We start from the raw sequence: 24880 nt of genomic DNA on the forward strand, positions 1-24880 counted from the left end.
TAATCAAATTGAAGTTGCACTCACCTATTTCAATCATTGGTATGGCCTGCGAGTTTGCGGGCCAGGCTGATTCATTGGCTCATTTTTACGAAGTAATCACTCAAGGGATGGATGCGACTTCAGACATTCCCGCTGATCGCTGGAATGTGGCGTTAGATACGCTGCCGCAGTCAATCCGACATGGTGGATTTTTGCGTAGGAATCCGTGGGAATTTGATCACCAATTTTTTTCAATATCGCCTAAAGAAGCAGCGCACATGGATCCGCAACATCGGATCTTACTGGAACAAACTTATCATGCTTTTGAGGATGCGAATATTGATCCAGAAACGGTCAAAGGCACCAACTGTGGTGTCTTTATTGGGTTGGGTACCCAAGATTATTCACGGGTCATGCACAATTCCGGGGAATTCACCGGATTCCACAGCAAAGGATCTTTAGGAAGTATGGCGGCAGGCCGGATTGCTTATCATTTTGATTTAATAGGCCCGAATTTTGTTGTCGATACAGCTTGTTCTTCTTCATTAGTTGCCTTGCACCAAGCCGTGAAAGCTTTGCAGCTCAATCAGTGTGATTTGGCGATTGTGGGCGGGGTTACTTTAATCTTAACTGTTGACTACAATCTTGACTTAGCCAGTGCAGGTTTATTGGCCAAAGACGGGCGATGTAAACCCTTTAGCAAAGCGGCTGACGGTTTCGCCCGGGGTGAAGGGGTAGGGGTCATTATCCTGCAAAGGCACCAAGAAGCCCTTAATGATAAGCGACGAATCTATGCCAATATTCTTGGAAGTGCCATTAACAGCGACGGGAAAACCAACGGAATTACTGCACCATCTAAAGAATCACAAAAGCGCGTTATTAAAGAAGCATTAAAAGATGCCAAATTATCGGCGGAAGCAATTAACTATGTTGAGACGCATGGAACAGGAACTGATTTAGGCGATAAAATCGAATTTTCGGCATTGTCTGAAATTTATCAAGGCAGAGAACAACCCTTATACATTGGTTCAGTGAAAGGAAATATCGCGCATTGCGAAGCCGCGGCAGGTATTGCGGGGGTGATTAAAACCAGTTTATGTATTTATCACCATATTGTCCCTCCTCATACCGCAGCGAATTGCTTAAATCCTGAGTTGCGACGTGATTTATGCAAAGCTGAGTTTCCCGCACAGATTATAGTTAAGCAAAATATTATTGGGGCAGTGAGTTCGTTTGGTATGAGCGGCTCAAACGCCCATGTGATTTTGGGGGCTGAAGAATCCTCCAACCAGGAACTTAATTCCTCATGTACCACAATTCCTTATCCGTATCTCGCATTATCGGCAAAATCGGCCGAATCCATGCAAAAATTATACGATGCGTATCGTATTCTTTTACAGCAAAGCGATGAGAAAGCGTTTAACGCCTTGTTAGTCCAGGCTAATCAACGTAAAAGTTGGCCTGGTTATCGCCAGTTGGTGTTTGGGCATAACAAAGCAGCACTACTGCAGCAACTGGATAATGTTGATACCGTTGCATCGAATGAGCGTTTTGCTAAACGCAAAGCCAAACTTGCTTTTATGTTTACTGGCCAAGGTGGAGTGTACAAGGACATGACTCGATTGCTTTATGAGGTAATTCCTTTGTATCGCAACATCCTTGATCACTATGCGGCGAAACTCGATGCTTGCATTGAGTTTCCGCATAAGATTAAACGTTATATTTTTAATGATGAAGCTTCACCAACTTTAGACAATGCGCAAGCTGCTCAACTAAGTTTGTTTCTGATTGAGTTCTCTCTAGCCAAACTCTTAAACCAACTGCGCGTGATGCCGGATTTTGTAATTGGTCATAGTTTAGGAGAATATGCCGCAGCATGTACCGCAGGGATTTTATCATTTGAACATGCCGCACAAATGGTTAATCAACGAAGCTTAGCAATCAGTGAGTATCCAGGGCTCACCCATGGTGTCATGGTGCAAATCTATGCGAACAGCAACGTCGTGGAAGATTTAGTAAACGAGCTTAAATCAGAGGCGCCCGAACTTGCATTATGGCTTTCGGTTTACAATGCCCCTGAAATACAAGTGGTTTCAGGAGCAGGGGACGCGGTTGAACGCTTGTTGCAGGAGCTAAAACAAAGGCACATTCACAGTGTTAAATTAAACACAACTCATGCTTTTCACACACCTTTGCTTGCATCGGCAGCTCATTATTTTAAAGAGCGTTTGATAGCGTCCGGTATCTCTTTTTCAACCGCAAATACAAGGCCTGTATTTATAAGCACCGCAGAAGAATACCGAGTTGATAGCAAGAATGATGATTTTGCATCAATGGACTATTGGCAGGCGCAAATCGTTAATCCGGTTCGGTTTAAACAAGCGATCGAAGTAGGCTATGAATTGGGAGTCACTTCGTTTATTGAAATAGGTCCGGACAGTGTTCTAACGAGTTTGGCAAGTCATTGCTTGAAAGGGAATGAGCGATTCAATGAGTTGGCTTTTTTGGCAATTAATGGCAAGAACAAAGCAGATTTAGATTTATTTTTTAATTTATTAGACTATTTATACAAAGCTAACCGCTTGGACAGTCAAAGACTTGCAGCACTATTGAATGCTAAAACGGCTAGTGATTCTTCTGTTTTCCTACCAGCTTATCCTTTTGCCCGAACGAAATTGTTGCCGGATTATTTAAAGACGAATGCGTTGTCGGCAATGTCTAAAAAACGCTTAAAACCGATGACTTTAGAACCGACGCATTTAGAATTCCAAATCAACCTGGATTTAGCACAAGCCGAGAACGCTTATATCGCACAGCATGTCATTCATGAAATGTGTATTTTGCCAGGCTCTTACTATATAACGACCAGTCTGGATTTGATAGAAAAACTTAAAGACACGTATTTTACTGATCAATCTCAAATGCAGATTGAAATGGATAATTTGCTTATTCTGCGTCCGGTTATTTTTTCATCGGTGGGTCAGGAAAGTTTAAAAGTAGTCATTCGCCAACAATCGGCAAATCAATTTAAATTGACTTATTTTTGTTTGCCCGAACAGGACAAAGCAGTCTGTGAAGCGAGTTTGCTGTTAAAAAGCAAGGAAGTGTCTAATCGCTCTTTGTGCCCGTATCAAACTGTGCAACCTCAGCATGCAGAAAAATTTTATACCAATTATGCCGCAAAAGGCGTTAATTACGGGTCTTTGTTTAGAAAGCAAAAAGCTTATTATATTCTTGATGCACAAAACACGGTAAGTGAATTAGCACCAAGTGAAAGCGAACTGACTACTCATGCGGCCTTTTTGGATAATTGTTTCCAAACAATGGCTTTAGGATTAGATCAACTCGAGCAAGCTTACGCCCCGATGGCAATCCGTCACATCAAATTGTATAAAGAAGACAATTGGAAAACGGGGTTACGTTGCCATGCACAGATTATTGCGCACACTGAGGAACATTTAGAAGCCAATCTGACGATTTATAACGCCCAAAATGACGTATTAATGGAAATGGATGGGATTGTTTGCCAATCTGTTAAATTACAAACATTACCTAACAATATAATCCACAACATCAGTTTGGAAAAAATTGTTTATCTTACTCAGGATGAAGCATTAACGCATTGTGCCTTAGTTGCCGATTTGAAAAAGCCTCAAACGCAGCAACTCCAAAGATTGCTAGATTCAAAGCATGGTGTACCTTCCATGGATTGGTGTGAATTGGTGGGAGGTACAACAATTCGCACGGGGCATTTGCTTATTGTCATAGAGGCAATGACGTTAGAGAAAAATGAGCTTCTGAACATAACAACTCATCTCTCCTCGATGTCCCGCGAAAAGCTACAGGATGTAGAAACGAAGAGGGATCCGGGTTACCTCTATAACCTTTTTCAGACAGTCTACCATTTTTTATGCAAGCAAGATGAGCAGATTCCAGGGCATTTAAAGACCATCTCGTTTGTTTCTTGTACGCAATCTGCGGATTACAAAAATCTTATCTGCTCTTTACTGAAAGCAATGACGCTCGCTTTCCCCACAGAATTTCCCACGATTAAATTCCGATATTTCGCATACGATCGGTTTACTGAAGAAAATGTTACTTACCTTTTTGCCAATCACAATGAAACGCAGGTTGCCCAAGAGATTACAACACCTTTCTGGGCTGTTCACGGCAATGAACTTTATCGTTGTAAAACAAAACCACATGAACTTACGCAAAAAACTCAACCTACAGTGTTGCCTGAAGAAGGGCATTACTTAGTAACAGGCGGCCTAGGCGGTGTTGGCAAAACAATGCTTAAGCATATGGTAACCAACTTGGGTCTTAAGAATTTCATTGTCACTTATCGGCATTTTGAACTGGCTGATCAAAGTTTTATTGACGAATTAACTAAGAAATACCAGGCTAATATCCTTTGCCGTTGCGTTGATGTAGCAAGCGAAAACCAACTTAGCGAATTAGTTAAAACGCTACCCCGGCCTTTATCCGGTATTTTTCATTTGGCTGGGGTCAATACCGACCAAACACTGGCGAAAACAAGTATTAAGTCGATGGAAAAGGTGCTGGCCGCCAAAGTGTTCTCAGCTTGGCTTTTGCATGAGTTAACTCAAGAGTTCACTGAACTTCAAGTGTTTGTTTTATTCTCGTCTCTTGCCACACTCATTTCTTCACCAGGCCAGTTCGACTATGCTTTGGCGAATTTAGGTTTACACGAATTAGCTTCTTATCGCCATAAGAAGAATTTACCCATTACTGTTATTGATTGGGGTCCTTGGGCCAAAACGGGCATGATGGCTAATATCGGAGCTCATTCCACCTCAAGCATCCCATTGAGCAAATTTGAGCCGCTTTTACCGGCAATGTGTAATGAACTATTGTTTACCTGTCTAACGCATGGAAAAGATCACCATTTTGCTGTATTTAAAACGCATACACTTAGCCAGCCAGATCAAGTTAGTGTTGAACTGGAAAAAATTTCGCTCAGCCAACATTCCTCAAAAGAAGAGGCAGCGAAGTCTATAAAAACGCGCTTACTCCAATTAATTGCACAAGAGACTAATCACAATGCGCTAACGATAAATGATCAGATTGCGCTAAGCGAGCTGGGTATGGATTCGATCAATACCATCCGAATTCGCTCAGAATTACAAACCGAATTAGGTTTAAACATTCCTCTATCGGTTTTACTCGAAGAAACCACCATTGAAGCTGTTACCCAGCAATTGGTGGAGATGTGGATGGTCAATCAGCAAGTTGAGCATGTAGAACCTGAAACAGAATATCCGGTCAATGGTAACCAAAATAATTTTTATCGACTGTCTTATAATCAGTTTTCCATTTGGTATGAACAACAGTCAGTAGAAAATAATACGGCTTATCATTGCTCTATCGGTTGGAAAATAAGTGGAAATGCAATTCATCTTGAGCAAATTGAAGCAACATGGGCAACCTTAATTAACACGCATGAAATGCTCCGTGCCATGTTTACCAGCAAAGAAGGGACTTTAGGCTACGAGATCCTTCCTGTTTCGCAAGCACTAAAACAACAAATGATTGTGGTTGAAACCATTGACACAGCAATCGATGTAAAAAAATACTTACAAAGCCGTTTGCTGCGAGAAATCGACTTTTCTCGGGAATTGCCGACAAAAATCTTTATTATCCATCAAGATAATGATGTGTATTTGATGCTCTCGTCGCACCACATTGTGATGGATGCGGCGGCGATGTTTCAGGTTGGCGAGAAATTATTACGGTCATTATGCGAGCCGGGGTTTGTCTTGAAAATGAAGCCCTTTGTCGCGTCTTATCATGAATTTGTGCAGCAACAAAACCAGCAATCCACGGATTACAACACAAAAGCACTCAAATTTTTGCTCAAAGAAGTGCTCAATGAAGACAAGGAGTTGCGTGTATTCGAGTTGCCCAGGAAAACCCTTTCGGCTCTACCAGATTTGGCACGAGGAGGGACGGTTGCGATTGCATTTACGGAAGATGAAATGCAAACAATCTTGTCATTGCCAATGAATATCCGAGTCCATCTTTGCTTAAGTGCTTGGGCATTGTTGTTGGCAAAATATACAGGTGAGGACAATATTCTAGTTGGTATTGCATTTAATGGAAGAACCCAAAAGAAATGGGCTGAAGTGGTCGGTCATTTTGTGAATGTGTTGCCTTTATGCATTAAAATTGACCAAAAAGAAACTTGTAACCATTTTATCAATCACGTTAGGCATCATTTGATTGAGCTAATGGAATTTCAAGATTTTCCGCTAGTTAAACTGATGATGCACCCCGAGGTGAAACAATCGTTACAAGGACGGCCTCTCTTACAAACTTATTTTAATTATTTTGATGCTTCTGAACTTGATATCAACATCTGTAATAAATCAATGGCAATCCAACCCTTGGTGTACCCACAACAAGAAGCTCAATTTCAAATGAGTTTATGGGTAACCTACGAAACCAATCGCTATGCGTTTGAAATCAAGTATCAAGCGGAGCTTTTTTCTGAGAAGTTGCTTGCGAATTTTACTAAGCACTTTAAGGCGATTCTTATTTCATTAAGTCAGGCCTTATTACAAAAGCAATCGATGCCTAAGTTATCGGATATTCAATTATTGTCCGCTGCTGAAATAACCAAATGTCTCCCGCCAGAGAATGCACAACGGCCAACCAAGTTTGTTTATGATTATTTTGTTGAGCAAACTCTATGCTTCCCTAAAGCGATTGCAATTGAAATGCGCGAGCAAAAAATTACTTACGAGCAGTTGCAACGCTGGGTAGATGACATGGCATTAGCATTAGCTGAATTTGCGCAAACTCCTGATGAGACGGTTGCTATTTTATCTCCCGAACGTGCGAACATTGAATTCATCGTAACTGTTTTAGCATTATGGAAACAAGGTCTTTCCTATGTTCCGCTTAATAGCCATCATCCTTTAGAGCGTATCAAATATGTTTTAGATACCGTCGGATGTGAGAAGATTATTGTGATTGATAATCCTGACGCAGCCATCAAGGGGTTTCTCCTCTCTGGCGCTAAATTGGTGCTCGATGTAAGAGTACAGTCAGCAGCGCTGACGATTCAGGTGATTAACGCGCCGGTTTCAACCACCGTTGAGGCAATTGATGAATCTCACCGTAAAACCACTTCGCCTCTGGCGTATATTTTATTTACCTCAGGAAGCACTGGGTTGCCGAAAGGGGTTTTAATCGAACAGGATGGCCTTATTGAGCGCTTATTATGGATGAAAAATTATTTTAATTTTTCGCCAGAAGATAAGTTTTTGCAATCAACCAGCGTCACGTTTGATGTTTCTCTACCGGAATATTGTTTACCTTTAATATGCGGTGCCACCATGGTGCTTTTTCATCCTGACGATAATCCGAACGCGCATGCTGCAATTTGTACACAGCATCAAGTGACCATGATGAGTACAGTGCCCTCCTTATTCAGTATCCTGCTTTCCGATTTATCGCAGTGTGCTACCTTAAAACATCTTATCATGATTGGAGAAGTGCTCCCACCGGCGATAGTTAACCAATGGTTGGCAAGTGGTACCTCTTGCGTATTATACAATTTATACGGCCCTACAGAAGTCACCGTTTATGCCACAGCTTACCCCTGTCGTGAACCTATTCGTTCCGCTTCGGTTCCCATTGGTGAAGTTTCTGATCATGTGATTCCACTCGTTTTGGATAAATATGGCAGTCTTGTGCCTGAGCAAGTAATTGGTGAGCTTTATTTAGCTGGTAGTGGAGTTGCCCGCGGTTATATTGGCGGGCAGTTAAAATCCAATCCTTTTGTCGATAATCCCTTTCAATCACGCTATACGCGAATGTATAAAACGGGTGATTTTGTGCGTTGGCTTGATGATCGCACATTGGAATATATAGGGCGTAAAGATAATCGTGTTAAATTGCATGGCCTTCTGGTTGAGTTGGGGGAGATTGAGGAGTGCGTGTTAAAGGCGTTTCCAGAAATAAAAAATGCTTGTGCGCTGGTTGTTGAATTTAAAATCAATGAAACGACAATCAAGCACATCGTTTTATGCCTCATGCCAGATTGCGTAGATACCAAAGGGATTATGCACCATCTCGGGCAACATCTACCCAAGTACATGCTTCCATGGAAAATTATGGTTTTTGCAGAATTTCCACGCAATTCCAGTGCTAAAGTCGATAGAAAGGTATTGGCGAGTTTAGTGCGCAAGGATTGCGAAGAAGAATTTAAATCAACCACTGAAAAAGGCGAATCCACACGAAAACCGGTCACTACCCTTGAGAAAGCTTGCTGCAAAATATGGGAAAGCTTGCTTCGGAAATCAAACATTGGTATTGACGAAAATTTCTTTGAGTTAGGTGGAGATTCATTGTTACTTACTCAAATGACGTTGCAAGTGGAAAAAGAGCTGAATGTAAAAGCCAATTTTGCAAAATTCCTTGCTAACCCAACAATTGATGCGTTACTTAATGGGAACCGCACGACATCGTCCATTTGGAAAAAAGAACTCACGCTTCTTAACGAGATACCTCCCTTTCATAAAGCACGGAAAACAAACGCTGTCTTATTAACTGGGGGTGCTGGGCATTTAGGTTTACATGTATTAAGGGCGTTATTGGATCATACCGAAAAGCAAGTTTACCTTATTGTTCGTGCAGAGGATGATGGGCAGGCAAGAAAGCGATTAACCGAGCGGTTTGCAAGGGTTTTTTCACGCACCATCGATTTAAGCCGCGTTTGCATTTATGGCGGTGATTTAGCACATTCTACTTTGGGTTTGCAAGCGGGCGATTTTCACCATGTTTGCGGAGCTATTTCGATAATTATCCATGCTGCTGCCGAGGTGAATCATGTGGTCGATTATGCGCGTCTCAAGACAAATAATGTCCTCGTCAGTCAAAATATGCTGAATTTGGCGAGAATAGCGAATTGCACCCATTTTTTTCATATGTCTACGCAATTTTCTGAAATCAATGACTTGCCTGAAAGTTATATGAGTGAAGCTCGTATCAGTGAGTTTAGTTCAGGGTATGAACAATCTAAGTTTATTGCTGAACTACTTATGCATGCAGCCGTCAAACAGAAATACCCAGTGACCACGTTGCGTCTGCCCCTCATTATTGATGGTACAGATCCACTTTTATTACGACAGAATCATTTTGTAGCCTTTGTCATCAAATGCTTACGTCTTGGGGGTTATCCTGATTTGCCGTTATCATTTGCTGTGTTAGCAACTGCTGATGTCGCTGAGCTAATTGCTAAACAATGTAATGAAAATGCGCTTGAGTCGAAGGTTTATAATTGCTTAAACCACTCGATATCCTTGCATGAACTTTTTGGTTTTCTTAATTCGCAGTTAGCATTTAAAGCAAACAAACTTGAACCATCGCTATGGCGGAAACAAGTTATCGAGTCAACTCCTGAAACAGATCCATTCTACAAATTGCTTCCTCTCTATACCTCATCGTTACTTATTTCAGACAAAGTTGACGAGAGGAAACTTGAGCATGACGAATTTCGAAAGGCTGTTGAGGCTGATGGGGTGACGCATGAAATACAGATTAGGAAAATAGGGACGCTATTGGCGCAATATTTTGCGGTAACTCAGCTGGAATAAGTTGGGGCCGCTTGACCCATAGCTGAATAATGTAAACTATTTTGAACCCGGATCGAGATTGGGAAGAGAAAATCTTCTAGCCTTACGGCTATGGATCCAGGTTCGGGATGACAAAATGGGTGAACAGCAGTTAAACCTTTTTAAACAACAAGCTTCCGTTTGTTCCGCCAAATCCTAGCGAATTACTTAAAACATACTCAATTCGCCTTTCTTGTGGTTGGTGTGCAACGTAGTTCAAATCACAATCTTCATCGGGATTGTCAAGGTTAATAGTCGGGGGCGCTACCTGATCCCGTATCGCTAAGACTGAAAAAATAGCTTCCACTGCTCCCGCTGCACCTATTAAATGACCTGTCATCGACTTAGTTGAGCTCATTGCTAAATTGTACGCATGTGCACCGAAAATGCGTTTGACCGCAATGGTCTCATTTAAGTCATTTAAATAAGTTGAAGTTCCATGGGCATTAATATAATCGACTAAATGAGGTTCAATTTGTGCATCCCGAAGGGCATTGAGCATAGAGCGCGAGGCGCCGCCAGCATCTTCATCAGGAGCGGTGATATGGAAAGCATCACCTGACATTCCAAACCCTACTAATTCTGCATAGATTTTAGCGCCCCGTGCTTTGGCATGGTCATAAGATTCGAGAATAAGAATGCCGGCACCTTCTCCCATCACAAAGCCATCCCGATCTTTATCCCATGGACGGGATGCCTTTTCAGGTTCTTCATTGCGCTTTGACAAGGCTCTTACCGCCGAAAATCCAGCCAAACAGAGGGGGGTGCATGTCATTTCTGCACCACCACACACCATGATGTCGGCATCCCCGCTAGCAATTAAGCGTGCGCCGAGACCTATATTATGTGCGCCGGTAGTGCATGCAGTTACAACCGAGATATTCGGGCCTTTGAGCTGGTGCTTAATCGAAATTTGGCCTGCAACCATATTAATGATGCTTGCTGGTATAAAAAATGGGGAAACTTTCCTTGGACCGCCTTGCTGTAATTTTTCAAAATTAGAGGTAATCGTATCGATACCGCCAATTCCTGAACCAACAGCAACCCCCGCACGCAATGATAAGGGCTCGTTTATCTTAAGTCCTGAGTCACGCATGGCTTCTTCTGCAGCAGCCATGCCATACTGGGTAAACAAATCCATTTTGCGGGCGTCTTTGGCGGGTATGTAATTATCGCTGTTAAAGTTTTTAACCTTTGCCCATATTTGGGTAGAGTAATCAGCGACATCAAACTCTACAATTTTTTGCACACCGCTTTTGCCTGTCAAAATGTTATTCCAAGTTTCTTCTACAGTCAGACCAAGTGGTGTAACCATCCCAATGCCTGTAATCACTACTCGTTGTCTACTCAATTTTCACTCCGGTTGTTGTATCTAATTATTGGGGTAGTGTTCCCCACTTCAATATTAAACGATCGGTGCTTATAATTTTTTCATCTTCACAACACTTTCCTTAAATATAATTTTGCCATAGCCCCTTCATTTTGATACCCAAGGGATTTATAAAATTCGTGGGTACCATCTTTGGCACGTTTTAATCCAGATGTAAGATCAATGATGCAAGGACTAAATTGCGCAGCGAATTTTTCAACTTCAGCCATTAGCTTTTTACCAATTCCCTGGCCGCGAAAATTTCTATCGACTACCAGTCCTTCAATATGAATTCGTGTTATATCAGAAATAAAAAGAGGGCTCTTAGACCATGCAATCCACCCGAGCACTTGGGTTGTCGCTTCTGCTAGAAGAACGCCGTAATCAGGTTGCGTTGCGAATACTTCAAACCGCTTTTGCAAACCTTCAAGCGATTGTGGATAACCCAATTGCTCCATCAGGGGTAGAAAATGAGGAATATCCCTCAGTAATGCATTGCGAATAACAATTTCAGGCATCATGACTCAAAATTATCCTTATATGTACAAGTTAACTTGTTTTGTAAACCATAAGATTAAATCATCATCAACCGGTGCATTGTCTCCTGGGTTAATCGGCCTATACTGATAGGTTAAACCCCTCCCATCAGGAGTATACCCTCTTTTGATATACAGTTTTTGTGCAGCGCCATAATCCCGATACAAACCGACACCTAAACCAACCACATCACAACGAGAAGCTGCTTCCTTTTCGGCGATGGCCAATAATTGTGAGCCAATTCCCTTATTACGGTACGGTGGTAAAACATTCAAGTCCATGATTTCAGGAATATGATTATCTCTGAAAGGTTGGTAATCGGAATGCCATCGTAAGGTCACGTAGCCTGCAAGTTGTTTGTTGTAGAAAGCAAGCCATATGCACCGCTCATTTTTAGCTTGCTCATGCCAATACAGGTCAAATGTTGATCGTGGCTTAGGCCAAAGGTGACGGGCGAATTCATCAACTAAATGCATAATATCCTTTTCAGCGAGTGGACGTATGTTTATTTGATCTTGTTGGGTTGATGTTTCCAAAAATTCTTTGCGCAAAAAATAAAAAACAGAATTTTTCTGAAAACCGTGTCTTTCAAACTCAATCTTAAACCCTAACTTTTGATAAAAGCCGAGTGCTTCCCAATCCATAGTATTGACAGTGGCAAAAGTGCAGCCCTTCTTTTCCCCATAGCTCAGGGCTGCCCTCATCAATTGGGTACCTCGGCCTTGGTTTCTTAATGAATTGCTCACCCAAAGCTGATCGATAAAAAGACAGCCGTAGAGTGTACATCCGTTACATCCTCCAACAACAGCATTGCTTGAATCGCGGATAAAGAATGCAAAAAACTCCAAAGGATTAAACCCTTTCTTTTTCTGGGCATGGTCCATGATGCCATGACTCAGAGCCTGAATATCATCTGGATGAGGATTCTCTTCAAAAGAGAGCTGAAATGTCATTGTTGATACCATTCACAACCTCAAGTGGGTTTAACGATTAGGGATTCATATCGAGCTTACTTTACCATATTATTCTTTTCACAAATAATCAGCAGGGTTTTCTTGAGCCATTGAACAAATAGCAAGTTATGCAAACCAACCATTAGATTCTGGATTTCTTCGAGTGGGCAACACCACTTAGGGACGCAGCATCGTCTCTTCTTTTATGCGAATCCTGTTTTGTCTCAGTAGGAAAAAATTTAAATGATGTTTGGTTAGAAGGGTTAGTAGTATCCAGAGTATTCTCTACGTGAGGAATATTTTGGATTAATTTTCCTTCATCAAGCTTAGGAAGCTCTTCTTCAAGCCGATTAAGAAATTGTTTAAATAAATATTGCCTTTGAATTAATTTATTTATTAATTTATCCGCTAAACCATAATGGTTTTTAACAAAAGATCTCTCTTTTATTTGATGTAAGTCCTCTGCGTCAATATCAACTATTCTTTTCACTGTGGATATTATTTCAGATTTGTTGGAAAACATGATCTTAGCTGCAGAATTTCTAACCTCTTCCCGCTCATAATCAATAATATCGGACAGATACTGACATTCAGAGTTTTCACCACTGGTTTCTTTGGCGATAAAATTGAGAAGCAGGTTACCCATTAAATGCTCTAGATTAACTGTGCAATTATTAATAATGGATGAATTAAAGCTGTAACCAGGATCAAGTCTCACAACAATAAAGCCGTCTTCCACCTTTACAAAACCAAAATTATTGTCAGCCCAATCTGCTTCCCCAAGAAAATAGCAGGCGACCAGTATGGCTGTCAGACCCCGTATGTTTAAGTTTAAGATGTCCTGTTCATCCTCTGTATCCCAACGTAAAAATAAAGAACCTTCACGAGAGTTATCTACATGAACCACTTCGCACCAATCTTTATAATTGGCTACTTCTGTACCAATCCTATAGATTTTTCTATCTTTTGAATTGATTGCAAGATAATATTCTGGTTGAAAATTACCAAGGATCAATCGAAGTAAATTTCCGGAAAAAACAGCGAATTCTGCTGCCAAAAGAGGATTTTTTGATTCAGCTTGATTGTTTGAAGAATATCTATAATTCTCTCGATTAAATACACAAACGGACTCATCTATTTTTTCAAAACGAATTGATTTATCTGTTAAACAAAGAAATAACTCTTTCGTGTCGTTTTTAGGCGCGTTTTCGTCTGCAATAGGCATAAAAAGGCAAGAAGATTTCCGGTTAACTATCAGTATAGATCGTTTTTTTATAGAATTTATCCTTATTTTTAATGGAGTAATAAATAACCAGCAAAAAGCTTTTACATAAACTAGGAAGCCCCTTTAGAAGGGGTGGTCCTGTAAATATTATCTATTCTGTGTCATTGACGAACTAATCGACTATTTTTCCCATCAAAGGCAGCAGCTTCCGTCGTTCGATAAGGATTAATATCTAATCCACCACGTCTTGTATAACGACCATATACAGTTAAGCTCTCAGGTTTGCAGCAATTCATAATATCCGCGAAAATTCGTTCTATGCATTGTTCATGAAATTCATTATGATTTCTAAAGGAAATAAGGTATTTCAATAAGCCTTCTCGATTAATTTTTTTTCCTTTATAAGCAATTTGTATGCTCCCCCAATCCGGTTGATTGGTAACTAAGCAATTTGATTTTAGTAAGTCAGAGTATAAAACTTCTTCTACTACAAGATCATGCACACTCAAAAACGATGGTTCAACAAAATAAACAGAACATTCGACATCGAGATAATCAATGCATTCGCCTGTAAATGTTGGTGATACAGTGAATTTTTTTGCTTGTTCTAGAGGGTAAATTTTAACAAAAACGGGTGCTTCAACCCGCTCTTCTAAATCTTTTTTTATTGTGTTTTCTAGCACTTCAATGTTTTTAATTTTGGTATTATTAAAGGAATTAAAATAAAGCTTCATCGATTTGGACTCGATGAGTTTTGGCGAATTACAATCATAAAAAATTTCGCCAATTCCAACCATTGGTTTACCTTTCTCATTGAGCCAGGAAACTTCATAATGATTCCAGCAATCGAAACCAACAAAAGGCAGATTGGCAGGGTCAATGCCGATTTCTTGGCGTTTACCTGCCCTGTGTATAGGATAGAGTCGATTGGGATTGTAGATTGCATCGTAATCCGATTTTTTACCTAATTCTGATTTGTTAACTAATTGATATTTTTTTAATACAGTATCGCTCATAGTATTTAGCTCCAGTATTTCAATGATTTTTGCGGTACTTTTCCAATTAACATGTTCGTTCATTTCCAGTTGACTGGCAATATAAGTTAATAAGGAAGCGGCTTCATTAATTTTAACAGCTTTCTCGCCTAATTCTCGAGCTTGAATGCCCATTGACTCTGCTAAATTAAAACTCGGATTTCTGATTATTTCTTTGATAATAGATAAAGGAAATCCAAGAAATTTTAAAGTAATAATTTGCTGCAAAATAAGTAAATCATCTTCCGAGTATAGGCGATAACCAGAATCAGGATGCCTCAAAGGTCTTAACAAACCCACTTCCTCATAATAGTGTAGTGACCGAATAGAAAGTGAGGTCATTTGGCTGATTTCTTTAATTTGATAATACTTCATACAACATCTCCTTCTTCCGCGATTTTAAACTATCACGCAACGTTAGGGTCAATCTCAATATAAAAATAATTTTTTTTTTGATGTAAAGAGGTGGAGCTTGAGCAGAACGATTGGTTATATTATGCGGGTTTAATTAATGAATACGGATCATTAGGCCTATGTTTGATGCAATCATTTTTGACTTTGATGGGGTAATCCTAGATAGTGAGCCACTTCATTATGAAGCATGTTGCCACGTGTTAGCGCCATTAGGAGTTACTTTAACCTATAAGGAATACGTTGAAAAATACCTCGGCCTATCTGATAAAGATATGTTCCCTAAGCTTATGCAGAGTAAGAATTATTCTTTTTCAGCGGAAGAAATGAATGGTTTAATTCACAAAAAAGTTGCAGCCTACATGAATATGATCAGCAACCGGGATCAATTACCTTTAGTTGCTGATTTTGAACAATTCCTCTTTCAAATCGTTTCTCAAGTAAAGCAGGTAGCAATTTGCAGTGGTTCTACTAAAAGCGAAATTACCGCCGTTCTTTCCAGGGTAAGAGAAGGGAAATTGCAATCCTATTTTAATACGATTGTGACTTCAGAAGATGTGAAGTTGGGCAAACCTTCACCTGAGGGATATTTATTGACGGCTCAGCGATTAAATATTTCTCCAAATCGCTGCTTGGCAATTGAAGATGCACCTCATGGGGTAAAAGCGGCTAAAGAGGCAGGAATGTGCGTCATAGGGTTACTGACCACGTATGAAAAACACCAGTTATCACACGCGGATAAAATTGTTACAGGCTTTAAACAATTATTAGAAGAGGCGATACAACTCTAATTTCGCGCGGATAATTCGAGGATTTTTGACTTTATGTAAAGGAAATATCAATAAATTGGTTCGGTATGCTATTAAAAAACCAATTAACAGCCAGCTGTTAATTGGTTTTTAGCGGATATAAATCAGGTATACATCGAAGGTCGGATTTCCTCAAACCGTGCTGCATCTTCTGCTTGTTTTTCTTCGGATGTCTGCAACTCCTCTTGCTCTTTAGCCTGTTTAAGTTTTAGTTTCATGAGGTCAAGCATGTTACGCGTTTTTAATTCTTCTAAAATTGCAGCGAGTAAAAACTCAGTATTAGTTTCTAAGTGGATTTGTTGAACGGGCTGTTGTGTTCCCGCTGTTTCTGAAGTTGGGGAAATTGGCCTTTGATTAAAAAAAAGTGGCGCTCCATGATTAGAAGCAGGCTGTTTTCCTTTTTTATCTCCATTGATTACTGCACGAGTATCTGTAGCACTTTTACCCATCATGATCTCCTTATACTTGTGAGTCCCTTCCAGAATAATCTAAATCTTGAGTACAATGCAAATGTTTTTATCAATATTTATAAAAATTAAGAATAATGTGCTTTTATATTAAAGATTGGATAGGAACTGTAGGGCCGATAGCTGCTAGCCAAAGCAGAGCAATTTAATGATATGTAATAAAAATAAACAGTAAGAGGATAAATTTCATCAATTTGCCGGAAAATAGCAAGCAAAAATGACTCTATCAGGAGTGTCCCCAACACAAGATAAGATTACCCCTTGAGGTTCTTTTGGATCACCGTATGATTCACTCAACACATTTAATCCGCCTTTCCTTGCACATATCGATTGCGTTGTAGCGAAAATTTCTTTTGTTGACTTGGGTTGAGCAGCTGTTTCATATATTTCTTGGCACTCCAGTCCCCTTGGAGGCGGGCCTAATGTTAATATTTTTTTAGCAGCAAAACTTTGGGTAGATCCGAAATAAATAATTGCAATAACGAAAGCGTTGATTAGTTTCACCATAACACTCCTTGTTGAGCACGCTATCAAATTAAGTTTAGTCATTGTTATATGATTTTCCCAATCACCGCTTTTAAAACACTACAAGCAATTGATAGCCGGTCATTGGCTGGGGCGACTGCCCTGAAGTGATTAATCAATCCATTGCCATACTTGCTGATTTAAAAGACACTCGGTTGTGGCTTTGAAAGCTTGTAATTGTTCGTGAGAAACAGTGGTCTAACGGCTTTATCCATTTTTTTCAATCTCTGCAAAGCGGCTTAATTCGGTTAAAATGTTCCCAAGCAGGGCGCAGATATCCTTGCGTTGATTGGGACGTTTACCACAACTTCGTATAAGGCAATCGAGCAAAGAGAGTAAATTAAGCAAGTGAACCGATATACGCCAATGTTCAGGAAGCCGATATCCTCCTTTTTTTAATCCTTGTAAAAAACCACGTTCAAACCAGGCCGGCATTTGATGGGCGTAACGAAGCATATTCGCTATATCACATAGAGAAGAACCTGAAAAAGAAAACTCCCAATCTAAAATGCCCGAAATTTGCCATTCTTTATCCGTCTCGACAACTAGAATATTGGCTGGATCAAAATCGGCGTGAACTAAATGGGTTTCTTGTTCATCAGGAAAGAATGCTTGGTACTTTTTTAAAAAATAACCCATCTTACCAAGGACATGTGGTGAGAAGATTTGCTCAACAACGGGCTCCCTTAAGCACTGTTGCCCATACTCTGAATACCCTTGTTGCGAGATAGATCGGGTTATTTTTAAATCTTCATCAAAAAAGCCAGCTTCCTCAAAAACATAGCTACGAATTTTTGTGAGCATTAGCCCTGTATCAACTAGAAGCGCACCGAAATTTTGGGAACGGTTACCTAAAAGTAAATCCCTCAATGATATTCCTGGTAAGTATTCAGCAATCGCAAAACGATAAGATTCATAATTGCTTATAAAATGAATTTGCGGAATAGGGACAATTTGCTTTAGCAATTGCCCCAGTTTTTGTTCGCGATAAGCAGCTTTTTGATCTCTTAAATAAATACGTAAAATAAAGGGCCCTTTAATTTGCGCAATTTCAATGACGTAATTTAAATTGGCACAGCCCTCTGAGATAGAGTGCTTGGATTGAATCGTTCTCCCAGGAAAAGCAAGCTCTACCATAGCCTCAAGTGTTTCATCTGGCAAATGGTGCCCTAAACCCGCTTTTTCCCAGTTTTGTTTAAAGGTCACAATATATTCCTATTGATGAAATGCAGAAGTAATCGCTTGTATATCTTAAATGCTGTTACCAAGTTTGGCTCGATCTTGCTATTTCAAGTTTAGGAATGTTAACCTGTGGCCGCAAGCATACCAACCCAAAAAGGATCTTCCACGATGATAATAAGAATAATGTTGTGTTTGTTTTTCATTTCCAGGGCTTATTCCCAGCCGAATAGCCTTGTTTGTCCCTCAGTAGGAGAAATTAAAAAGGGGCTATTCCATGATTGGCTTCCCCTCTACATTGATGGTGAAGAACTGGCTAGGCAAATTGATACTTTACAATTTATCAAGGGAGTGAAGGTATTTGTTGCAGCGAAATGGGATAAAGCCTATTTAGAGAACGGCCATTGTTTCTACCATGGTGATCCTATCACTAATAAAGTTATTCTCGCCCATGATGCATGGAGACCTAAAGAGAGCCCTTATTGGCATTGGATAAATCATGGGACATTGGCTGAATGCCACGCCCCTTCTCCCGAAAACTGTGCATTTTTAGAATAAGGCAATGAATGCTGCGGATCTAAGTCAAATAGGAGTAGTCTCAAATGAATCGATACCAAGGTGGGTGTTTATGTGGCGCTTGCCGTTATGTCATCGCTACAGGGCAAAAGCCAAAAGCAATGTATTTATGTCATTGTAGCCGATGTCGAAAAGAAACTGGCACAGCGCATGGCGCTAACGTTTTCTTTAATGATGCTCAATTATTGTGGGAGCAGGGCGAAGAGAATATCGCCTATTTCAAGTTGGAAAATACAAGAAAAGAACGTGCATTCTGCAAGATTTGTGGCTGCCCGCTTCCTAGGCAAGATGGGAAAGGCAAAGTAGTTTTACCGGCAGGAACACTCGATGATGATATTTCCCTGGAGCCAACAGCTCATATTTTCTATGCAAGCCGTTCGTCTTGGGAAGATAAAGTAATCAATTTGAAGCGATTCGATGAGCTGCCTTAAGCTTGATGAAGCCAGGAGTAATGGACATGAGCCCGGCTTTTTGAATCCAAAAGGATAGCTAGCCATCATTAATAGGTAGTTATCTTTAATTCATTGCATTAATCTATGTTGTGATAGGCCATACTGTTAGCAGATATTCTTTTGCAAAAATGGATTTTAATTTGGTTAAGGAGATAGCTATGACCGAGTTCATTAAACGAACAATTGAATTGGCAATAGAGAATGTTAAGCAAGGAGGCCGTCCTTTTGCCTGTATTATTACTAAAAATAATACAATCATTGCTGAAGCTACTAACCAGGTTGCACAAACCAAAGATCCTACAGCGCATGCGGAAATTGTTGCGATACGGGAAGCAACCGCAAAGTTAAAATCAGAGCATTTAACAGATTGTGAGTTTTTTATCCTAGCTCATCCTTGCCCGATGTGTTTAGCGGCAATGTATTATTGCAGTCCCTTGAAGGTGACCTTTATAACCACAAGAGACGAATACAAGAAATATTACGAAGATCATCGCAAATATTTTACTCTGGATAATTTCTACGGAGAATTCGCCAAACCCTGGCAAGAACGTAATATGCCTATGGTTCATCATCCGGATCCAGATGGGATTGAGGTTTATAAACTTTGGCAGCGAATCAACACATCATCCTAGACACGTTGTGCTTCGGTTACCTGGTCTAATTGTTCACCTTGCATCAAAAAATAAGGACATACAAAAAAACAAATGAATAAAAATTTAAGTGCTTTGAGTTTACTTTGGATTTCAATAACTAGCATGGTCGGTTCAGGTTGGTTATTTGGTTCATTATATTCGGCTCATTTTGCTGGCCCTGCAGCCATTATAGCCTGGCCACTAGCAGGTTTTTTACTTTTGTTTGTTGCTTTGTCTTACGCTGAATTAGGTATGATGTTTCCGCAGTCCGATAGTCTTGCTTACTTGCCGTTATATACACATGGACGCCTAACCAGCATGATTATAAGCAGCATGACCTGGTTTTCCTTGGCTATCTTACCGGTCATTGAGACCCAAGGCGTCATTCAATACGCCAGCAATTATATTCCAGGCCTAGTCACTCATTACGGTGTTTACTATAAGAATACTCCGTTAGGTTATGTACTATCCTTAGTTGTATTAATGAGTTTTGTTTTATTCAATTATTTCGGTATTGGTTTATTTGCCCGCATTAATGCAGCGTTTACTGTTTGGAAGATGATAATCCCTGCTCTCACCATCGCAAGCTTACTAACCATGAGTTATCACAAAAATAATTTTTTTCAATACGGTGGTTTCATGCCCTATGGTTGGCAAGGGGTTATGGCTGCAATGTCAAGTGGAGGTGTACTTTTTTCCTTATTGGGATTTAGGCAAGTGATTATCATGATGGGTGAAATGCAAAAACCAGGACAATACATTCCTCTGATTTTGGGTGGCTCATTATTGTTCACGACATTACTTTATACAGGATTACAATGGTCCTTTATTAGTAGTGTTGGCGAACAAGCACTTGAAAAGGGGTGGGTGAATTTATCGTTTACTGGTGACGCAGGACCATTTGCAGCGTTGGCCGCACTGGCTGGGATACTCTGGCTGAGCGTTTTATTGTATGTTGATGCGTTTATATCGCCTTATTCAACTGGGTTAGTTTATTCAACGACTGCAGCCCATATGCTAAGCAGCATGGGCTCAGTTGTTCATACATCCCCTGTCCTTGCCAAACGCAATAAGTACCAAGTGCCCTGGGTTAGTTTGGGAGTAAACTTCATACTCGCTGCCATAATGTCGCTTGTGTTGCATGGATGGCAGGAAATGTCAGCGTTTCTTGTAGCAATATTAATGGTGAGTTATACCACAGGCCCCATCGGACTTGTTTGCTTACGAAAGCAATTACCAAACTATAAACGGCCTTTTCGCGTGAAAGGTGGTAACCTGATTGCTTTTATCGGATTTTATGTTTGCACGGTCGGAGTTTATTGGGCGGGTTTCCACAGCGTGCGAAAGCTATTGGTGATCACTCTTTTAGGGCTGATGTGTTGTTTTCTTTATTGCTTGATAAAAAAAATACATCAGGGACTTGATGGGAAACGAGCACTTTGGTTTATATTGTATCTTTTAGGTCTTAGCACGTTCTCTTATCTTGGTAATTATGGTGGGAAACATGTCCTGCCTCCTTATTGGGATTTAGTTTATTTGTTACTTTTCAGTTTTTTGGTGTTTAGCTATGCTGTATTTTCCAGAATGCCTACTACTCATACCCAAAAATGGGTTGTTGAAAATATTCACAATCAGGAAAACAATGTCTAACGAAGACAACAAGGTAATCCAATAAAATAGGGGGAATCCCCAGCCAAATTGACTATGAGTTGATTATGTACGCATTAGGGAATTTAACTCCGCGTGTTTTTTGTGGGAGAATAAATAGTTGACGCCCTAATTTTTTAAATTCTACGTCGGCATTATATTCCAAAGGATTACAAAGTGAAGAATGTAACAATAAAAAGGATTTTATATTCATTATTTTTCCTTTTGCTTTGCATCCCAGCTTTTTCACATACGCAACATTATGCAAATCTCTGGTTCGATGGAACTTTTATCGGTTCATTTTTAAAAAAACATGAAAAATGGAAGTATTATTTGCAACCAAGATTAGTCGTCATCGATGATCGATATGGGTTGGATGAAGCTCACGTTTTCTATGGTGCGGGATACCAAATCACGCCAAATTTTGCACCTTATGTTGGTGCTGCTTATTTCTTATCTGAGGATATTCAAGGAACTGAGTCCCATGAAAATGTAGTGTGGCAGCAATTTCTTTGGGACATGTACAAATCTAAATCCTTTAAATTGAACAATCGTACTCGTTTAGAAGAACGAAAAAATACTTTATACCCTCAATGGGCAATACGTTTTCGAGATCAATTTACCCTCAGAATCCCTTTTCAGAATAAAAAATACTCATTTATAACTTTCGATGAGTTTTTCCTTAATTTAAATCACCCGTCCTGGGTAAGTAATAAGTTCTTTTCTCAAAATCGCTTCTTTACTGGCATAGAAAAACACATTTCAAAATCCACTTCGTTTGATGTGGGTTATATCAATCAAGCTAGATTTCAAAGGCGAAATAAAAATCTAATCACAAACGGTGTATATTTAAGAATTAATGTCATCTCATAAGTTAACTTATTTTTGTTGTAGAAATTTTGAAAACTAATTAAGAATAATGTTTCCCTGAATAGAGAAAAGCTGAATTTATAGATCTATTCCTCTAGCGTATTGCCCTTGAATTTTTCTTCCAATAATCCCTTAATTTTTTGAAATTTTTCGATATATTTTTCTGAAGGCCTTATTTTTAATGAGTTTAAAATATCTTCGATCACTCCAAGGACGATGGTGCACTCCTCCCGACTTTTTAATAAATGGGGTAGCGTATTAAGGGCCAACTCTGGGTCGTATTCGATCATGATTGTTTGTGCATGGACGATTTGTTTTAATTCACTCACTTCTAAGTGGTTCAAGGCAATACTATCACGTATTTTTTTAAATACATGAGGAAAATTTGCGACAATAAAATACCCTTGTGCTTTAACTAATAGAAGTAATATACGAAATATTGCTTCAGGAATCCCTCCTTCATGAGTATGGGCAATAATCGATTGAGTTATTTTTTCGCTATAATTTTGATCCACATAATGAACTATCATGTCTCTTTTAGGATCAAAATGTACCCATAACTGTATATAGCCATACAGTGCATAAAACATCATTTCGGCTAAATTATTACGAATAGTAGTTGAGAAGTCCCAGAGGGAACTAATCAATTTTTCAAAATGCAATTGTTGCAGCAGGAAAGGATTGGTTTTAGAAATTTTTACACGATTTTGCCTAGCAACAGATGCAGCTAGACCCAAAGAGGACACGAGTGGGTTAAGATCGCTTAATAAATATTGGTTTTGTCTTAAAGGGTGTAATTTTCTAATTAATTCTGCTGTATATTCATTACTTAAATACCGAATTATTGGGCTTATAAAAAAATCATAGCCCATAGCATTATACTCAGAAACCATTCTCACCAGATTAAAAATTTCTGTATCATTTTTTCGATTTTCGTGACGAATATCGGCAATGGATCGTTCTTCAACATGGGCTAGGTAATGCACTGGTGTCTCATGATCGCCTTTGATTTCATGCAGTTTTAATTCATATAATCCTGGTGCCAAATGTTCAATATAATTTAATAAATCGACAATATGGCTATGTTCCTTTTTGGCCACTTCGCTTGATACAAAAATACCTAAATGGCCAACATTTTCATGAATTAGGTAAACGATAACTTGGCCTTCTAATTTTATTTCTAAGGTATTTGAATAAAGATCTGCTATCCAATTTAAAGCTTGTTGTGGTGGTGTGATGGTGTCTCCTGCTGAACAAAAAACAATGACTGGGATGGTAATATCACGCAAATCCAAATTACTGCCGGATTCACCCAAAGGAATTTTGCTATGCACAATTTTATTACCAATAAAAAGGTTATCGACAATTCCCCGCATTTCATTTGCGTTTAATAAAGAGAACCCTCCCCACCAACGTTCAAAATTCAAGAAACGAGTTTCTTCATTATCGATATTGGCAAATAAATTATAATATTTCTGCCAATAAGTCACTTTTGGATTGGCCATTTCAAAATTCATGACGAGATTCGCACCATCGAATTTGCCGTTTCCTAAATCACCAGCCAGTTGGGCAATCCAGCTTCCACCGAAAATTCCACCAATATAACGCATAGGATTTTTTCCGTTTTCACCTTCCCAATAGGACAATGGGGCACCATTCACTACGGCAACTCCTGCGATATCCTGATGAGCAGCTATTAGGGTTAACACCGCCCAGCCTCCTTGGCAATTTCCAATCACACAAGGCTTGGGGCTTTGGGGATGACGCAGTGCCACTTCATTTAAAAATTTTTCATGAGCAGCGGTTACATCCATCAAGGTTTGTTCTGGTTCAGGAATAGGAAAAAAAATAACAACATACACCGGATGTCCTGAGCGTAACGCGACTCCTACTTGTGACTCATCTTTAAAACCGCTAATTCCGGCGCCATGGCCTGCGCGTGGGTCTACAATCACATAAGGTCTTTTAGTGGGATCGATTTGAATCGATTCAGGAGGAACAATTTCAACTAAAGCATAGTTAACTGGTCTATCAAATGTCCTGCCGTCCATAAGCATTTTGTAGGAAAAAATGAGCACAGGGGGTTGCCCATCTTGTTCATGCTTAAGATATTGATTGCCTCGTTTTCTCATCACATCTTCAAACAAAAGGAATCGTTGGATAAAATCAGTGATGTACTCAGCAGCATCATCTAACATTGAGGGATAGGGATTAATCAGTGTCTGCTGGAAGTTGATTAAAGCTTGGGTTACATTGTTCGCTTGTTCAATGGTTTTGTTGGTGTATTGTAACCAAAGAGAGGCCATCGAGTTGGAGTATTCAAGAAATCCCTGAAATTGTTTGTGAATTCTACGGGCTTCTTCAAGCATCTCTTTCTCCTTTAGCCACTTAAATTCTTACAACTTAATTCTATATCATTAAACCAATTTTAGTTTGTAATGCTTCGGAAGGACTGGTTTTTGGTTGGTTTTACATCTTCGACGAATTTTATTTTTCTCTTATCAGTTAGGGGCTGTTGACAATTCACTTACCGCCCACGTGCTGCGGCTGCCCTTGAATCTACACATCTGTGAA

At 39.7% G+C, this 24880-nt stretch carries 16 protein-coding genes and 1 pseudogene; 7 read left to right on the forward strand and 10 right to left on the reverse strand.

All coding sequences use genetic code 11. The annotated features are described in order from the left end of the window. Positions 1-8 precede the first annotated feature (8 nt). Positions 9-9602, forward strand: a complete 9594-nt coding sequence (locus LMI_RS03080; RefSeq protein WP_045098486.1) for a hybrid non-ribosomal peptide synthetase/type I polyketide synthase — start codon at positions 9-11, stop codon at positions 9600-9602. Positions 9603-9732: 130 nt separating this feature from the next. Here the strand turns inward: LMI_RS03080 and fabF are convergent, their stop codons facing one another. The 6 genes and pseudogenes from fabF to LMI_RS15755 all read right to left on the reverse strand — a co-directional run. Then, positions 9733-10971, reverse strand: a complete 1239-nt coding sequence (gene fabF, locus LMI_RS03085; RefSeq protein WP_045098487.1) for a beta-ketoacyl-ACP synthase II — start codon at positions 10969-10971, stop codon at positions 9733-9735. An 86-nt stretch (positions 10972-11057) separates the two neighbouring features. After that, on the reverse strand, positions 11058-11510 hold the full coding sequence (locus LMI_RS03090; protein ID WP_102010532.1) for a GNAT family N-acetyltransferase: 453 nt from the start codon (positions 11508-11510) through the stop codon (positions 11058-11060). A gap of 15 nt (positions 11511-11525) precedes the next feature. Beyond that, entirely contained in the window at positions 11526-12479 is a 954-nt protein-coding gene (locus tag LMI_RS15195; protein WP_082050774.1) for a GNAT family N-acetyltransferase, read from the reverse strand. A 142-nt stretch (positions 12480-12621) separates the two neighbouring features. Then, the gene (locus LMI_RS03105; protein WP_045098488.1) at positions 12622-13704 is read right to left on the reverse strand and encodes a hypothetical protein; all 1083 of its coding nucleotides are present in this window, start codon (positions 13702-13704) and stop codon (positions 12622-12624) included. Positions 13705-13865: 161 nt separating this feature from the next. After that, a complete protein-coding gene (gene queF, locus LMI_RS03110; RefSeq protein ID WP_045100539.1) occupies positions 13866-14720 on the reverse strand; it encodes an NADPH-dependent 7-cyano-7-deazaguanine reductase QueF in 855 nt (284 codons plus the stop codon). A gap of 240 nt (positions 14721-14960) precedes the next feature. After that, positions 14961-15113 (reverse strand): annotated as a pseudogene (locus tag LMI_RS15755) (MerR family DNA-binding transcriptional regulator); the annotation flags it as partial. A gap of 158 nt (positions 15114-15271) precedes the next feature. Between LMI_RS15755 and LMI_RS03115 the strand changes: the two are divergent. After that, complete coding sequence (locus LMI_RS03115) at positions 15272-15940, forward strand: HAD family hydrolase (protein WP_045098489.1); 669 nt, start codon at positions 15272-15274, stop codon at positions 15938-15940. A gap of 122 nt (positions 15941-16062) precedes the next feature. On the opposite strand, the gene LMI_RS03120 is transcribed toward LMI_RS03115, so the two are convergent. The 3 genes from LMI_RS03120 to LMI_RS03130 all read right to left on the reverse strand — a co-directional run bounded on the left by LMI_RS03120 (position 16063) and on the right by LMI_RS03130 (position 18156). Then, positions 16063-16410 (reverse strand): hypothetical protein, encoded by a 348-nt coding sequence (locus LMI_RS03120; protein WP_416419546.1) that lies wholly within the window; start codon positions 16408-16410, stop codon positions 16063-16065. Between the two features lie 204 nt (positions 16411-16614). After that, positions 16615-16932 carry a hypothetical protein gene (locus tag LMI_RS03125; protein ID WP_045098491.1) on the reverse strand — a complete coding sequence of 106 codons (318 nt, stop codon included), beginning with the start codon at positions 16930-16932 and terminating at the stop codon, positions 16615-16617. A 225-nt stretch (positions 16933-17157) separates the two neighbouring features. Further along, complete coding sequence (locus LMI_RS03130) at positions 17158-18156, reverse strand: phosphotransferase family protein (protein WP_045098492.1); 999 nt, start codon at positions 18154-18156, stop codon at positions 17158-17160. A gap of 144 nt (positions 18157-18300) precedes the next feature. Between LMI_RS03130 and LMI_RS03135 the strand changes: the two genes are divergently transcribed. The 5 genes from LMI_RS03135 (at position 18301) to LMI_RS03155 (ending at position 22309) form a co-directional block, all read left to right on the forward strand. Beyond that, positions 18301-18687: a hypothetical protein gene (locus LMI_RS03135; protein ID WP_143001016.1), complete on the forward strand. Its 387-nt coding sequence runs from the start codon at positions 18301-18303 to the stop codon at positions 18685-18687. A 44-nt stretch (positions 18688-18731) separates the two neighbouring features. Beyond that, positions 18732-19136, forward strand: coding sequence for a GFA family protein (locus LMI_RS03140; RefSeq protein WP_045098494.1), 405 nt, complete (start codon positions 18732-18734; stop codon positions 19134-19136). Positions 19137-19315: 179 nt separating this feature from the next. Continuing rightward, the gene (locus LMI_RS03145; RefSeq protein WP_045098495.1) at positions 19316-19789 is read left to right on the forward strand and encodes a nucleoside deaminase; all 474 of its coding nucleotides are present in this window, start codon (positions 19316-19318) and stop codon (positions 19787-19789) included. Between the two features lie 72 nt (positions 19790-19861). Then, positions 19862-21439 (forward strand): APC family permease, encoded by a 1578-nt coding sequence (locus LMI_RS03150; protein WP_045098496.1) that lies wholly within the window; start codon positions 19862-19864, stop codon positions 21437-21439. A gap of 174 nt (positions 21440-21613) precedes the next feature. Then, positions 21614-22309 (forward strand): DUF2490 domain-containing protein, encoded by a 696-nt coding sequence (locus LMI_RS03155; protein WP_052679432.1) that lies wholly within the window; start codon positions 21614-21616, stop codon positions 22307-22309. A gap of 83 nt (positions 22310-22392) precedes the next feature. Here LMI_RS03155 and LMI_RS03160 read toward each other — a convergent pair whose 3' ends face one another. Continuing rightward, positions 22393-24675 carry a DUF3141 domain-containing protein gene (locus LMI_RS03160; protein ID WP_045098497.1) on the reverse strand — a complete coding sequence of 761 codons (2283 nt, stop codon included), beginning with the start codon at positions 24673-24675 and terminating at the stop codon, positions 22393-22395. Between the last annotated feature and the right edge of the window lie 205 nt (positions 24676-24880).

The organism is Legionella micdadei, from assembly GCF_000953635.1.
GTDB lineage: Bacteria > Pseudomonadota > Gammaproteobacteria > Legionellales > Legionellaceae > Tatlockia > Tatlockia micdadei.